The sequence below is a fragment of the Echinicola sediminis genome, from assembly GCF_054777495.1.
Genome location: NZ_BAAHAP010000019.1, coordinates 30,666 through 45,843, shown reverse-complemented (window position 1 = coordinate 45,843; position 15,178 = coordinate 30,666). Strand labels below are relative to the sequence as shown.

At 44.9% G+C, this 15,178-nt stretch carries 11 protein-coding genes and 1 other RNA gene; 5 read left to right on the top strand and 7 right to left on the bottom strand.

Translation table 11 applies throughout. The features are described 5' to 3' along the window. The first annotated feature begins 243 nt into the window (after positions 1-243). Complete coding sequence (locus tag ACYVAA_RS07215) at positions 244-1,206, top strand: Rossmann-fold NAD(P)-binding domain-containing protein (protein WP_460539984.1); 963 nt, start codon at positions 244-246, stop codon at positions 1,204-1,206. Between the two features lie 147 nt (positions 1,207-1,353). Here the strand turns inward: ACYVAA_RS07215 and ACYVAA_RS07210 are convergent, their stop codons facing one another. Beyond that, positions 1,354-1,920 carry a DUF3109 family protein gene (locus tag ACYVAA_RS07210; protein ID WP_460539982.1) on the bottom strand — a complete coding sequence of 189 codons (567 nt, stop codon included), beginning with the start codon at positions 1,918-1,920 and terminating at the stop codon, positions 1,354-1,356. 135 nt (positions 1,921-2,055) lie between these two features. Between ACYVAA_RS07210 and rnpB the strand changes: the two genes are divergently transcribed. Beyond that, an RNA gene (gene rnpB / locus ACYVAA_RS07205) (RNase P RNA component class A) lies at positions 2,056-2,485 on the top strand. A gap of 28 nt (positions 2,486-2,513) precedes the next feature. Further along, positions 2,514-3,671: a sigma-54-dependent transcriptional regulator gene (locus tag ACYVAA_RS07200; protein ID WP_460539980.1), complete on the top strand. Its 1,158-nt coding sequence runs from the start codon at positions 2,514-2,516 to the stop codon at positions 3,669-3,671. 188 nt (positions 3,672-3,859) lie between these two features. On the opposite strand, the gene ACYVAA_RS07195 is transcribed toward ACYVAA_RS07200, so the two are convergent. After that, positions 3,860-4,864: a LuxE/PaaK family acyltransferase gene (locus ACYVAA_RS07195; protein ID WP_460539978.1), complete on the bottom strand. Its 1,005-nt coding sequence runs from the start codon at positions 4,862-4,864 to the stop codon at positions 3,860-3,862. Between the two features lie 74 nt (positions 4,865-4,938). Between ACYVAA_RS07195 and ACYVAA_RS07190 the strand changes: the two genes are divergently transcribed. Beyond that, positions 4,939-5,610 (top strand): hypothetical protein, encoded by a 672-nt coding sequence (locus tag ACYVAA_RS07190; protein ID WP_460539976.1) that lies wholly within the window; start codon positions 4,939-4,941, stop codon positions 5,608-5,610. Positions 5,611-5,667: 57 nt separating this feature from the next. Here the strand turns inward: ACYVAA_RS07190 and ACYVAA_RS07185 are convergent, their stop codons facing one another. Then, positions 5,668-8,082 carry an alpha-ketoacid dehydrogenase subunit alpha/beta gene (locus ACYVAA_RS07185; protein WP_460539974.1) on the bottom strand — a complete coding sequence of 805 codons (2,415 nt, stop codon included), beginning with the start codon at positions 8,080-8,082 and terminating at the stop codon, positions 5,668-5,670. Positions 8,083-8,516: 434 nt separating this feature from the next. Here ACYVAA_RS07185 and ald point away from each other — a divergent pair, with 434 nt between their 5' ends. Further along, positions 8,517-9,635, top strand: a complete 1,119-nt coding sequence (ald, locus tag ACYVAA_RS07180) for an alanine dehydrogenase (RefSeq protein ID WP_460539972.1) — start codon at positions 8,517-8,519, stop codon at positions 9,633-9,635. 54 nt (positions 9,636-9,689) lie between these two features. Here the strand turns inward: ald and ACYVAA_RS07175 are convergent, their stop codons facing one another. The 4 genes from ACYVAA_RS07175 to hutH are packed head-to-tail and all read right to left on the bottom strand — an operon-like array spanning position 9,690 to position 15,138. Further along, entirely contained in the window at positions 9,690-10,685 is a 996-nt protein-coding gene (locus ACYVAA_RS07175; protein WP_460539970.1) for a formimidoylglutamase, read from the bottom strand. Positions 10,686-10,695: 10 nt separating this feature from the next. After that, positions 10,696-11,925 carry an amidohydrolase family protein gene (hutI, locus tag ACYVAA_RS07170; protein WP_460539968.1) on the bottom strand — a complete coding sequence of 410 codons (1,230 nt, stop codon included), beginning with the start codon at positions 11,923-11,925 and terminating at the stop codon, positions 10,696-10,698. Beyond that, on the bottom strand, positions 11,925-13,598 hold the full coding sequence (gene hutU, locus ACYVAA_RS07165; protein ID WP_460539966.1) for a urocanate hydratase: 1,674 nt from the start codon (positions 13,596-13,598) through the stop codon (positions 11,925-11,927). The genes hutI and hutU overlap by 1 nt, the downstream gene beginning before the upstream one ends. 13 nt (positions 13,599-13,611) lie before the next feature. Beyond that, entirely contained in the window at positions 13,612-15,138 is a 1,527-nt protein-coding gene (gene hutH, locus ACYVAA_RS07160) for an HAL/PAL/TAL family ammonia-lyase (protein ID WP_460539964.1), read from the bottom strand. Positions 15,139-15,178 lie beyond the last annotated feature (40 nt).

Genomic DNA, 15,178 nt, shown 5'->3' with positions numbered 1-15,178 from the left:
ATACCACTTTTTCAAATACAAAAAAAGTATTTTAAACAACAAAAATCTATATTTAAAATATAAAAATACAAAACCAATTATTTTGTATGCAAAACCAATAAAGACGTAAACAAACATGCGTTTATCTCGATTTTCCGTGATTTAACAAAATATAAATCGGAAAAATATTTTCAACAGCACATTGGATCATACTTCGATTTTTTGGGTATATTGAGTAAAGTCCACATCAAAACCTCACCGTCTATGCAAACCATACTTGGATCCGGAGGAATTATTGGCACATTGCTGGCCAAGGAATTGAGGACATATACCAATAAGGTCCGTTTGGTCAGTAGATCTCCCAAGTCCGTCAATGCTAATGATGAGCTATTTCCTGCCAACCTTTTAGAGTTTAAAGAAGTACAAAGGGCCCTGAAGGACACAAAAACCGCCTACCTCACCGTCGGATTCCCTTATAAAACCAAACTATGGCAGGTATTTTGGCCAAAAGTCATGGACAATGTATTAAGAGCCTGTTCGGAAAACCAGGTAAAGCTGGTCTTCTTCGACAATGTCTATATGTATGATCCCAATTTCATCGGACAGATGACGGAGCTGACCCCTATAAGACCGGTCAGTAAAAAAGGACTCATCAGGGCTAAAACCCAGGACATGCTCCTTGAGGCTGTAGCAAAGGGTGAGCTGGAGGCCTTAATCGCCCGATCCGCTGATTTCTATGGGCCAAACACCCCTTTAAAAAGTATCCTAACTGAAATGGTATTCAAGCCTTTGTCCAAATCAAAAAGAGCCAAATGGTTTGGAAACTCCCACAGCCCCCATTCATTTACCTTTACCCAAGATGCAGCCAAAGCCACTGCCTTATTGGGCAACACACCGGACGCTTCTAACCAAGTATGGCACCTTCCCACAGCTCCGAATCCCCCATCAGGAAAAGAATGGATTCATATGATTGCAAAGGAAATGGGAGTCAGTCCACATTATCAGATCATTCCCAAATGGGTGTTCAACCTTTCTGAAATATTTATTCCTTTTATGAAAGAGCTGAACGAAATGCTTTATCAGTACGAACGCCCTTACGTCTTTGACAGCACTAAATTTGAAAAGCTGTTTTTCTTCAAGCCAACAGACTATTTGGAAGGTATCAGGAGGATTATCAGCACCGAACATCCCGCTTTGGCCAAACATAAAGACGACCTGCTTTACTGAACAAAGCAGGTCGTCGACAATCTGACATTAAAGTGCGCATCTCCCTTAGGGTATAAAGGCACGACTTGTTCCCGTTATCAAGGACTAATTACCCCATCTACACAAAGGAAGGCCTTGCCCTAGATATAAGGTTGTAAGCAGCACCAACTACTCCCCTTCGATCTCTCGCACCAATTCCTCATACCATGCTTCCCCATACTTTCTGATCAGCGCATCTTTTACAAATTTATAGATAGGCACATTCAGTGATTTCCCTAGGGAACAAGCAGCACTGCAGATATCCCATCGGTCATAATTCAAGGCGTCATACTCCTCATATTTAGTTACCCTTACAGGGTAAAGGTGGCAGCTGAGAGGCTTTTTATAATCTATATCCCCATGTATATGGGCCTCTTCAATACCACACTTGAGTATCCCACGCTCGTCCGTTATCGCATAAGCACACTCTTTATTTTCCCCAATGGTAGGGGTTCCTTTGTCCCCATCCATATCATAAACCCAAGTCCCCTGCTCTTCAATCACCTTCCTTCCTTCAGCAGTAATGTACTTCTTTACCTTTGGGTAGATATTTTCCAATATCTCGGTTTCCTCATCTTCCAGAGGTGCCCCCGCATCCCCTTCCACACAGCATGCCCCTTTACACTTTTCCAAATTACATACAAAGAAGTGCTCTTTTATGTCATCACTGAGCACCGCATTTCCTACTAATATCATAACACTCTCTTTATCTTTACAAAGTTAGGAAAACAAATACGTTCTTCATTATAAATAAGCAAGCTTTCCCCTCAAACGGGCAACAATAACTCAATTTAGTTCATAAAAAATCAATGGAAATAACTTATTTTGCAAGGTGCAAGCCAACTTGTCGCCACAGTGTTTCTCTGAAACAAACTGGGGAGGAAAGTCCGGGCAACATAGAGCGCCATACTTCCTAACGGGAAGGGGTTCCGCTGGTAACGGCGGGATTACAGACAGTGCCACAGAAAACAAACCGCCCCAGTCCCGAATTCGGGATCGGGGTAAGGGTGAAAAGGTAGGGTAAGAGCCTACCGGGTGTTGGGCGACCAATATCGCAGGGTAAACCTTATGGGTTGAAAGATCAAATAGGCCCCGGTCCAAGAGCTGCTCGTTCAATCCCGTCAGTCCGCAAGGACGCGGGAAACCGGGGTGGGTAGATCGATAGATCCTGACTGTGAAGTCAGGACCAGATAAATGACAAGTATCCATCTTGATTGTTATCAGGAGGAGACAGAACCCGGCTTATAGGCTTGCACTCTTTTTTTTACATGAAAAAATCAAATGATCATATGCCAAAAATCTTGATTATTGATGACGAAAAGGTCATCAGATCCACGCTAAAAGAGATCCTAGAATATGAAAATTATGACATCGCCGAAGCCCAGGACGGAGTGGAAGGCCTGAAGATGATTGAAAAACAGGACTTCGATTTGGTTTTGTGCGACATCAAGATGCCAAAAATGGACGGCCTGGAAGTTCTGGACAAAGTTTGCCAAATGGACAGGCAGCCCCAGTTCATCATGATTTCAGCACATGGCTCCATCGAATCAGCCGTGGAAGCTACCAAAAAGGGGGCATTTGATTTCATTCCTAAGCCACCTGATTTAAATAGACTATTATTAACAGTCAGAAATGCTTTGGAGAAAAAAGACCTGGTAACAGAAACCAAAGTACTAAAGAAAAAACTCTCCAAAAAGCTGGACATGGTCGGTGAATCTGAAGCCATTGCCCAGGTCAAGGACACCATAGAAAAGGTAGCCCCCACTGATGCCAGAGTACTCATTACCGGTCCTAACGGCACCGGAAAAGAACTTGTCGCCCATTGGCTTCACCAAAAAAGCAACCGGGCACAGGCCCCATTCATTGCAGTCAACTGCGCTGCCATCCCTTCCGAGCTGATCGAAAGTGAATTGTTCGGACATGAGAAAGGCGCCTTCACCTCTGCCAACAAACAACGTCAGGGAAAATTCGAACAAGCCAACGGCGGCACCATTTTCCTGGATGAAATTGGCGATATGAGCCTTTCGGCACAGGCAAAGGTGCTCCGCGCATTGCAGGAACATAAAATAACGCGCGTAGGTGGAGATAAAGACATCAAGGTGGATGTCCGCGTCCTGGCGGCAACCAACAAAGATCTAAAAAAGGAAATTGAGGAAAACAACTTCAGGGAAGACCTTTACCACCGACTGAGTGTGATTTTAATACAGGTTCCGCCACTGAAAGAAAGAAAAGACGATATCCCCTTATTGGTGGACCGTTTTCTGGAAGACATTGCCAATGAATACGGATCGTCAAAAAAGAAAATTGAAGATAAGGCCCTCAAACAATTACAGGAGTTCCCCTGGACGGGCAATATTAGGGAATTAAGAAATGTTGTCGAAAGGTTGGTGATTTTATGCAATCAAACCATCACCTTGGAGGACATAAAAAAATACGCTGATTATTAAACCAGCGTATTTTTTTATCCCTTCACTTCTTTATTATCCAATGCCTTGACATAGGCGGGACAAGGCTTACTGGAAGCACATGCTCCTAATGCCAGTATACTGATGGCTAAAATAACAGCTGCTAGTTTTCTCATAATTTTTATTTTTTGAATTAACCAAATATGTTTATTTATAAAGCGAATACAAAATTAATTGACCATTAAATTGCACCCCCTGATTTCACTGTTGTCAAAGCGACCTAAAATTTCCAGTTCCCCTTTTTTATTATAACGTCCCAAATCCTGGGTCTCTATAAAAGCACAGGAATGAAAATTGGCCAGATCAATGATATTCACTCCTCCCTGGTTCCGTTCACTCCATGACAAGGGGTCGTTTACATCCCTTAAATACACCCGCATAGAAGCAGGCAACACATAACCTCCCCCTCCTTTTGAATAAGCCTGCGACATCAATTCGGTCATTCCGTATTCTGAATGGATATTTTCAACTTTGAAGGCTTTCTTTAAGCCTTCATGGAGTTCTTCACGTATCATTTCTTTTCTTCGCCCCTTCATCCCACCGGTTTCCATCACCACCAAATTGTCCATTTCCGGAAAATCAGCCGAAAATTGCTCTGCAAGATCCAACAGGGCAAAAGTCACCCCCAGCAGCAATACTTTTTTTCCATCGTTTGAAGACTTGAGTTCCTGAAGCTTATTTAATAGTTCCTGATAATTATATAAATAGAACCCGGAATGCTCGGAACCGGAAAGTCTGATAAAATGATCTGCCATGGACACCAGTGAGCTCCCTTTCCTTTCCAGATACGCCGGAAGCAATGCCAAGACATGAAAATCACCAAGCTCCCCGTAGAATTGATTAAAAATTTCCGTGGCATGATCGAGATAAAAACGCTCAGACCATATATAATGCTTACTGGTAATCTGTCCTGTGGTACCGCTGCTGGAAAAAAAACCGCTAAAGCCACTCTCCTCACCGCAGACCACTGGATGGGACTTAAAAAAACCAATGGGCAAGAAGGGGATGTCCTTCACTCTCTTTACACTATCTGGCTCCACCTTCCTGGCTTTTAGATAAGCTTGATAAAGCTTGTTTTCTTTTGCCTGAAAGCGGAATAAATCCAAGGCCATTTCATCAAATTGAACGGCAGACATGTTTTCCACTTTGGCTGAAAAACTTTTGAAATATTTCATCGTTTTATTATCAATAGTGGACAAATTTAGGCAAATTTAGAATTAGGAGTATTTTATCAGAATATTACAATAATATGAAAGCATTCGGCATTACATATGCATTGATTTTGTTTTTTTTAATGGGAGCATGTGTATCTCCTCCCGACAATTTCCCTACAGTACCTGAAATCAGCTTTTCCAATGTCTCCTATATCGAAGTAGAAAGCGCCACTGATTCCCTGATCGTCTCCATCAAATTCAAAGACGCCGAGGGAGACCTTGGTTTAGATGCCCGGGACATCAATCCCCCCTTCCATCCTTTGGAATATTTAAGAGACAACCAGGGAGAGCTCATCACCTATAGCAGCCGCCCACCAGAAGCTCCTGTGTACAACCCCATTGACTGGGTGATCAATCCTTTAGTGGACAACATTGAGGTAAAAGACACCATTTGGGTGGAACAAAACCCGAATTTCAACAATATTTTCGTGCAGTTTTTCATCAAAAGGAATGGCGTATTCAATGAATTCAAATGGTCCGACCCTCCTTATTATACTACTTTTAACGGAAGGTTCCCTGTTATCCTTTCTGGAAACAACCCCCGTTCTGTGGAAGGCACCATCAAGTACTCCATGCAGTCCTTAGGATGGAGATCCATTTTCAGAAATGACACCATCAGACTGGACATACAGGTCCAAGACCGTGACCTTAACAAGAGCAATGTCGTCTCCACGCCTGAATTCACCTTAAACCAAATCATGAAATAAAAACAGCTTCCTTTCCAGGAAGCTGTTTTTATTTCACTTTCACCGTCTCTTTTATACTTACCACATCGGATAAGATACAGGATCCACTTCATGCATGATCCGATAGGCCTTTTCGATCACATCATCCACACTCGGCTTGGAAAAATAATCACCATCCGATGAATAGGCTGGACGATGTGCTTTTGCTGGCAAAGTTACCGGTTCGGAATCCAAATAATAGTAAGCTCCCTGTTCCTCCAAAACCTGCTGCATCATAAAGGCAGTCCCGCCTCCAGGTACATCTTCATCGGTAAACAGCACCCTGTTGGTTTTCTTTATCGAATCAGCAATGACATGGTGCACATCAAAAGGAAGTAATGTCTGCACATCTATCACTTCAATAGAAACACCGTATTCATCCAAATGCTCCGCCGCTTCCATCACTATTTTGCACATGGCCCCATAAGTGACCACGCTAATATCTGTCCCTTCTCTAAGTACTTCTGGCTTTCCAAGAGGAACAGTAAATTCCCCCACATTGGAAGGCATTCTTTCCTTTAGTCTATAGCCATTAAGACATTCTATCATCAATGCCGGCTCATCACTTTTGAGCAGGGTATTGTACATTCCCGCCGCCTGGGTCATATTCCGTGGCACACACACTAGCATCCCTCTCAAACTACCCAAAATAGCAGACATTGGGGATCCTGAATGCCACACTCCTTCGAGTCTGTGTCCACGGGTCCTCACGATCAAAGGAGCTTTTTGGCCTCCTTTGGTCCGATAATGTAAGCAAGCCAGGTCATCGGTCAAGGTCATCAATGCATAGTAGAAATAATCCAGGTATTGGATTTCAGTGATGGGACGTAGCCCCCTCAAAGCTGCTCCTATACCTTGACCAATAATGGTCGTTTCTCTAATGCCAGTGTCGGTAACCCTATGTTCTCCATGTTTTGCCTGAAGTCCCGCAAAAGCCTGATTAACGTCGCCAATTTTGCCCACATCCTCACCAATGGCAAACACCCGGGGATCTCTGCTCATCATCCTGTCAAAGCATGCCTGCAAAACTTCCCGACCATCTACAACGGCCGATTTTTCATCATATTCTACAGGAACCTCCTTTACCTTCAAGCTACTTTCGTCTGATTCACTATATAAATGACTGTTATACCGGTCCTTATTTAATTCCTGATGCTGTTTGTACCATTCCTTCAAATCTGCCCTTACTTCCTCCGCATCAAACCTCATCAGAAACAAGGCCCTCCTCACTGTCCCCATCACATCCTTACGGATAGGATTCAGTGTTTTGGACAATTCCTCAGCGATTTGGCTCAAAACAGCGCTCTTTGCACTTTTTGGAGCAGCCTCCTTTATTATGGCTACAGCCTCATTAAGCTCTTCTTTGATGGCTCCGGAAAAAGACTTCCAGGCCTTTTCCTTCTCCTCCCTAACATATTTTACAGCCTCTTGGTCAATTTCAGCCAGCTCCTCTTCCGTGGCAATTTCATTTTCAAGGATATATGACCGAAATTTCAGAATGCAGTCATGCTGCGCCTCCCACTCAAGCCGCTCTTTGGACTTGTAGCGCTCATGGGACCCAGAAGTAGAATGTCCCTGTGGTTGGGTCATTTCTGTAACATGAATCAGGGAAGGTACAGATTCTTCCCTAGCGAGCCGCTCAGCCTTTTTGTAGGCATTGTGCAGCGCTTCGTAATCCCAGCCATTGACTAGAATAATTTCAAACCCTGGCTTGCCCTCTTCCCGCTGAAAGCCTGCCAAGGCCTCGGAAATACTCTCTTTGGTCGTTTGGTATTTGTTCGGTACTGAAATACCATATTCATCATCCCAAACGGACATGATCATAGGAATCTGAAGTACACCGGCAGCATTGATGGTTTCATAAAACATCCCTTGCGCTGTAGAGGCATTTCCAATGGTACCCCAGGCTATTTCCTTTCCTAGTCCTTTAAACTCCTCCATTTCCTGAAGGGCTTTATTTTCCCTAAAAAGCTTTGTGGCATACCCCAGTCCTACCAGTTTTGGAACTTGGGCTGCTGTGGAAGAAATATCACCGGCAGAGTTTTTCATTTTCCTCAGATCCTTCCAGCTCCCATCATCATGAAGTGAACGTGTAGCAAAATGCCCGTTCATCAATCTCCCTCCCGAAGCGGGCTCTTCATCAACATCCACATGAGCATATAACTGGGCGAAATAAGCCCTCACTTCCAGTTCATCAATGGCCAGCATAAAGGTTTGGTCCCGATAATAGCCTGACCGAAAATCCCCCCTTTTAAAATACTTGGCCATAACCACTTGGGCCAGCTCCTTACCGTCTCCAAAAATCCCAAATTTTGCCTTGCCCATAAAAACCTCCTTTCTCCCCATCAGGGATGCTTGTCGGCTCCTTTGAGCAATCTTGTAATCGCGTAAAATCTGATCTTTTTTTATTTCTATTTTAACCGTATTTTGAGGCAACGTCTCCACTTCTTCCATGTTTATAATTTAAAAGCAATTTTGGGTTTTTTCAAGGTATTCCAAAAATACAGATTTTTGACATTTTAACAAATAATCCCCAGATGCCAACAAACCTAATAACCATAAAATATTTTAAAATAATTAAATTATAACAATTCAATTGAAATTATATTCCGATTTTAACAAAACCAGTTAAATATTGCGATTTTTTAAACATTCCCCGTAAGTCGTTAACCCTTCGCTAATTTTAGCCAAAAAAACCTCCAAACAAAACCCATCAATAAATCGCATAGACAAAATACCCTACACCACAATACGTAGAAACAGAATATTATTTCAAAATTAATAAAAAACTATATACATATCAAAATTTTCATTAATCAAAAAGCCATCAATCGGATTCTTATCTATATATTTACATAGATATAATTCAAGTCCAAATATTTCCGATTATGATAATAGGAATACCTAAAGAGATTAAAAACAACGAGAACAGGGTGGCCCTCACTCCGGCCGGTGCTCAGGAATTGGTAAAACGTGGTCACACGGTTTACATCCAACACACTGCAGGAGAAGGGAGCGGATTCCTTGATGAAACGTATGTTCAGGCGGGAGCTAAAATCCTCCCCACTATTGAAGAAACCTACGCTGCAGCAGAAATGATCATCAAGGTGAAGGAACCCATAGAACCGGAATATGAGCTTATCCGAAAAGACCAGCTTCTTTTTACTTATTTCCACTTTGCCTCCCATGAGCCCCTGACAAAAGCCATGATCAAAAGCGAATCAGTCTGCCTGGCCTATGAAACGGTAGAAAAACATGGTGGAGGACTTCCATTGCTCGTCCCAATGTCAGAAGTAGCCGGTAGAATGGCCACGCAAAAAGGCGCCAATTACCTCGAAAAACCCTTAGGAGGAAAAGGCATATTAATGGGAGGTGTCCCCGGGACATTACCTGCCAAAGTCCTCGTGCTTGGCGGTGGGGTGGTAGGAACCCAAGCTGCATGGATGGCAGCGGGACTAAAAGCGGATGTAACGATTTTGGATGTTTCTCTTCCTAGAATGAGGCACTTATCAGACATCATGCCCGCCAATGTCAAAACCAGGATGTCCAATGAGTTCAACATAAGGGAGCTTATCAAAACTGCCGACCTGATCATAGGGGCAGTTCTGATCCCCGGAGCAAAAGCCCCGCACCTGATCACCAGGGATATGCTGAAAGAGATGCAGCCCGGAACGGTTTTGGTAGACGTGGCCGTTGACCAGGGAGGATGCATCGAAACATGCAAACCCACCACACATGAAAATCCAACGTTTACGATTGACGGTGTTCTGCACTATTGCGTAGCCAATATGCCGGGCGCAGTCCCCTACACCTCCACGGTTGCCCTTACCAACGCTACACTTCCCTATGCCATACAGCTAGCGGACAAAGGCTGGAAAAAGGCCTCACAGGAAAACAGTGAATTGGCGAAAGGCCTGAACGTTATTAAAGGTGATGTGGTTTACAAAGCCGTAGCAGATGCCTTCGACTTGGACTACACCCCTGTGGAAAAATACCTAAACAATTGAGCAGAGTATTACCCAAATAGTTAGAAAGACTGCCCTCCAGCAGTCTTTCCTTATTTAACCCCGGTTTGCCCGGATAAAGTCACTCACCAAATAACTCACCAACTTACCAGTGGTCTCATCACAAAGCCCTCCTTCCATCTTCACCGCTCCCTCACATAAATGCAAATAAGCCACCTCCTTTTTGGACCCAAAAAAATGAACGTATTGCCTTGATTGGGTAGCGCTGATCCCCACTGGGCTCAAAGCACTCGAAAGCACCTTTTCAATCGCGTCCATATCCAGTTCAATTCCTAAACTATCCCCCCTTATAAAATCAAAGGTTTCTTCCATAGCTTGTCCAAAAGTCATTTTGCCCTCAAGAAAGATCTCCTCCCAAAAACACAGTTTTACCTCCTCCATGGACATCAGCTCCTCCAACATTTTTTGGGAATTGTAATTTTTGCTCAACCCCACCACAGCATACTTCCCGATAAAACCTTCCTGATAAGCATACCGAAATCCGTTGCCACTGTGCCTGCCTTCAAGGGCCCTAAAATCTGCATGCGCATCCAGGTTCACCACATTCAACTGTGGAGCGGTCAGTTTCCCCAACATATATAAACCCTCTGCAACTCCCTTAATAATAGGGTAGCAGTTATTATGTCCTCCTCCGATGATAATAGGTGTTTTTTCATGGGCTATGATTTCCTTCACCACTTCCGATACTGCCCTGTCAATTTCCAAAACCGCCTGCCTCCATTCATCCAAGCTTGCATCTTTTTCAGGCTCCAAAAGCGAAAAGTCAAAATACCCCAGCACCGCCACCTCATCTCCTGCAAACTCAACCGTGCTTTGAATGTTTACAAAAGCATCCAAAAAAGCGGGCCACAGACTCTCTGTTCCGCCCCTTCCCCAATTGGCCTTCACCCCAATGGCTTCTGGAACACCCAAAATAACATATCGACTCCCCTCAAAGCCCACTTTGAGCACTTCTCCCAGCTTAGTCTCTCCAGCTCTTAAGGACAATCTGGACCTAATTTCTTCTTGTTCTATTCGTATTAAATAGTTCATAGCCCCCCCCCTAAAACTCTCCCGCTATCATCACCTTATCAATCACATTATCCCCAAAAGCATAGGGTAAATAGGCAATTGAGCTGATCGGCTTAGTAAAAATCAAATTAGCTTTTTTCCCTACCGCGATACTCCCCAGTTCCTGTTCCAAACCCAAGGCGCATGCCCCATTGAGTGTCACCGCATTGATAGCTTCCTCCGGCGTCATTTTCATTTGTATACAAGAAAGAGCGATCAGGAAAGGAACATTTCCGCTGGGGGAAGAACCGGGATTATAGTCGGTCGCCAAAACAACTCCCAATCCCTCATCAATCATTTTTCGGGCCGGAGGGTAAGGCATCCTCAGAAAAAAAGCAGCTGAAGGGAGCAGCGCAGGAATAACCGTACTGTTTTTCAAGGCTTCAATTTCATCGTCCCCAATACTCTCCAAATGATCAACAGACCAAAGCCCATGTTCCACTCCAAACTGTACTCCGCCTGAATTACTCAGTTGATTGGCGTGCAATTTTGCCTTTAACCCCAAACTTACCGCCTTATCGACCACCTGTTTCGTTTCTGAGGCATTGAAAAAACCTTGCTCAAAGAACACATCCACATATTCGGCCAAATTTTCTTCCACCACCCTGGGGAGCATTTGATCGCAGATCAGATCAATATATCCCTGATGATTTTCCTTATACTCATTAGGAAAAGCATGCGCCCCCAAAAACGTCGCTTTTATACTCAGAGTGGACTTTTCTTTGAGGCGTTTGATTACCCTGAGCATCTTCAATTCCCCGTCAACACTCAAACCATATCCACTCTTAATTTCTATTGCTCCTGTCCCCATCTCGCGGACTTTTTGAAGTCTCTCCCAGGCCTGACTAAAAAGCTCATCTTCTGAAGTATCCCTTAAAAGGGCAGCAGAATTGAGGATGCCTCCACCTTTTTGGGCTATTTCTGCATAACTCAAGCCTTTGATCTTGTCCACAAATTCATTCTCCCTGCTTCCTGCATAGACCAAGTGCGTATGGGAATCACACCAGGCGGGCAACACATACTGGCCGGTAGCATCCAACAGATCCTCGCGCCTTAATTTATCAGGGGCAAGGCCGGCCATGGGGCCAAAACCAGTTATCCGCCCTTCTTTTATCTCCAAATAAGCATTTTCAAGGGCAGGAAGCTCGGCCATTTCCTTGCCTTTTAAAAATCTTGATCCGCTTCTCACACCACAAAGCGCTTTTATATTGATTACCAGCATCAAATCCTGTCATTTAAGTCCAAACCATGTCGACGGGCGGTTTCTTGGGCAATTTCATAGCCGGCATCCGCATGCCGGATGACCCCTAATCCGGGATCATTTCTGAGCACCCTGGCCAAGCGTTTTTCTGCTTCAACTGTCCCATCTGCCACAATCACCATACCTGCATGGATGGAATACCCCATCCCCACTCCACCTCCATGATGAAGTGACACCCAGCTTGCCCCTCCGGCAGTATTCATCAAGGCATTCAGGATAGGCCAATCCGCTACCGCATCTGATCCGTCCTTCATCCCCTCGGTCTCACGATTGGGCGACGCAACCGATCCAGTATCCAGATGATCCCTTCCAATCACCACTGGAGCCTTGAGCTCTCCTTTTCTCACCATCTCATTGAAGGCAAGGCCTGCCTTTTCCCGCTCTCCCTGACCTAACCAGCAAATCCTTGCCGGCAAGCCTTGGAAAGCAATCCGTTCCTGGGCCAGCGTAATCCACCTTTTAAGCGATTCATTTTCAGGGAAGAGCTCCAGAATTTTCGCATCTGTTTTTCGAATGTCCTCTGGATCCCCTGATAGGGCCGCCCACCTAAAAGGGCCTTTCCCTTCACAAAAAAGAGGACGGATAAAAGCGGGCACAAATCCTGGAAAACCAAAAGCATTTTCCAACCCACGCTCATGAGCCCTTGCCCGTAAATTATTGCCATAATCAAACGTCACCACTCCCTTTTCCTGAAACTCCAACATCAGCGAGACATGCCGGTACATCGACTCATAGGCAAAATCAATGTACTTTTGGGTATTCTCCTTCCGCATCACATTGGCTTCCTCCACCGTCAAAGTATGGGGATAATACCCCGTCAGAGGATCATGCGCAGAAGTCTGATCGGTCAGCGTATCCGGAACGACACCTCGCTTGTTCAGCCGCTCCAACAGCAGCACCGCATTGACCGGCACACCAATGGAAATCGCTTTCTTTTCTTTTTTGGCAGCCAGGGCAACATCAATGGCTTCATCTACATCTTCGATCATCCTGTCCAAGTACCGTGTTTCCAGCCGCTTTTCAATTCGCCACTTTTCCACTTCCGCCACCAGGCAGACCCCTTGATTCATGGTAATGGCCAGTGGCTGCGCCCCTCCCATGCCTCCAAGTCCGGCAGTCACATTTAACCGCCCCTTTAAACCCCCGTCATAGTACTGCCTTGCCAGCTCTGCATAGGTTTCAAAGGTCCCTTGCACAATCCCTTGCGACCCGATATAGATCCATGATCCAGCTGTCATTTGCCCATACATCATCAAGCCCGCCTTTTCTAACTTGTCAAAATGTTCCCAATTTGCCCACTTAGGCACCAGCTGGGAATTTGAGATCAACACCCTGGGTGCATCTTTATGGGTCTGCACAATACCCACAGGTTTCCCGGACTGCACCAGTAAGGTTTCATCTTCCTCCAACACCTCTAATCCGCGAATGATCTTATCCAACGCATCAAAGTCTCTGGCAGCCTTGCCTCTCCCTCCATACACGATAAGCTCCTCAGGCTTTTCCGCTACTTCTGGATCCAAATTGTTCAACAGCATCCTCAGTGCGGCTTCCTGAATCCATCCTTTGCAGCTCAGTTTATCCCCAGTAGGAGTTCCGTATTTTTCTTTGGTATATTTTGAGGAAATCGTCTTCATTTCTTTTGTGTATTTAACCTTTAAAATCTTCTACATCATGTTTTTGGATAAAATGGATTGACTGTCCTATGTCCGTGGCCAACACCCTGTCCTGCGTATTAAAACTTACCTCTTCCCGGTACTTGGCTACCATTTTCTCCACTATTGGAGAGCTTTTCACCGGCTTCCTAAACTCCAAAGCCTGGGCAGCAGTCAACAACTCGATCGCCAGGATTTTCTCCAAATTCCTCAAAACCCGCAGGCATTTGGTGGCCCCATTGGCCCCCATACTTACATGATCCTCTTGCCCGTTGGAAGAGACAATCGAATCCACAGAAGCGGGCGTGCACAATTGCTTGTTTTCACTCACCACACTGGCAGCGGTATACTGAGGGATCATCAGGCCGGACTGCAGCCCGGGATCATTGACCAAAAACAAGGGCAAGCCCCGCTGTCCGGACAACAACTGATAAGTGCGCCTTTCGGAAATACTCCCTACTTCCGCCATGGCAATGGCCAAAAAATCAAAGCCCAAAGCCAAAGGCTGTCCATGGAAATTACCTCCAGAAAGAATTTGGTCTTCTTCTGGAAAAATATTGGGATTGTCCGTCACAGAATTGGCCTCTCTTTCAAAAGTCCCATAGACAAACTCCAAGGTATCTTTTGATGCGCCATGGACTTGGGGTATGCACCTAAAGGAATAAGGGTCCTGCACCTGTTTTCCTTCTGCAGAAGCAATCTCACTCCCCTTAAGGTATTCGCGAATAATTGCAGCCGTATCCACCTGTCCTTTATGGGGCCGCACAGCATGGATAAGAGGGTGAAAGGGCTGTACATTACAGTTAAATGCTTCCAATGATAAAGCCGCCACCAAATCGGCCCACTTAAAAAGCCTCTGGGCTTCGGAAAGAACATAAAGCCCATAGCTCAACATAAATTGGGTACCATTGATCAGTGACAGCCCCTCCTTGGACCTAAGCACAATCGGCTCCCACCCTAATTGCCTGAGAACTTCCCCGCTTTTGCGGAGCTTTCCTTTATAATATACCTCTCCCAAACCAATAAGGGGCAAACTTAAATGGGACAGCGGGGACAAATCACCTGAAGCCCCCAAAGAACCTTGCTCATATACTACGGGTAAAACCCCCTCATTATAAAAATCTATCAAGCGGTTTACGGTCTCGAGCTGTACCCCGGAATACCCTTGTGACAGAGAAAGAATCTTGGTGAACAACATGATCTTGACCAGATTTTCAGGCACCTTTTCCCCTACTCCGCAGGCATGGGACTGTAGTAAATTATGCTGTAACTGTTGGATTTCTTTTCGGTCTATCCTTACCTGTTGCAAATAACCAAAGCCCGTATTGACCCCATAAAACAGTGCCTCCTCATCCTCACTGATCTTTTTATCAAGATACTCCCTACAGGCCAAAACTTTTCCTATGGCCTCATCCGACAAGGACAAGCGCTTCCCTTGGCGCAGCACATCCATTACGGCTCTCAGGCTGATCGGCTTACTGCCAATTTGATATGTATTGTTTATTGATTCCACCTCCACCATGAACAGGGTAATTTATTGATTTAAATAGGTTTATATTCTT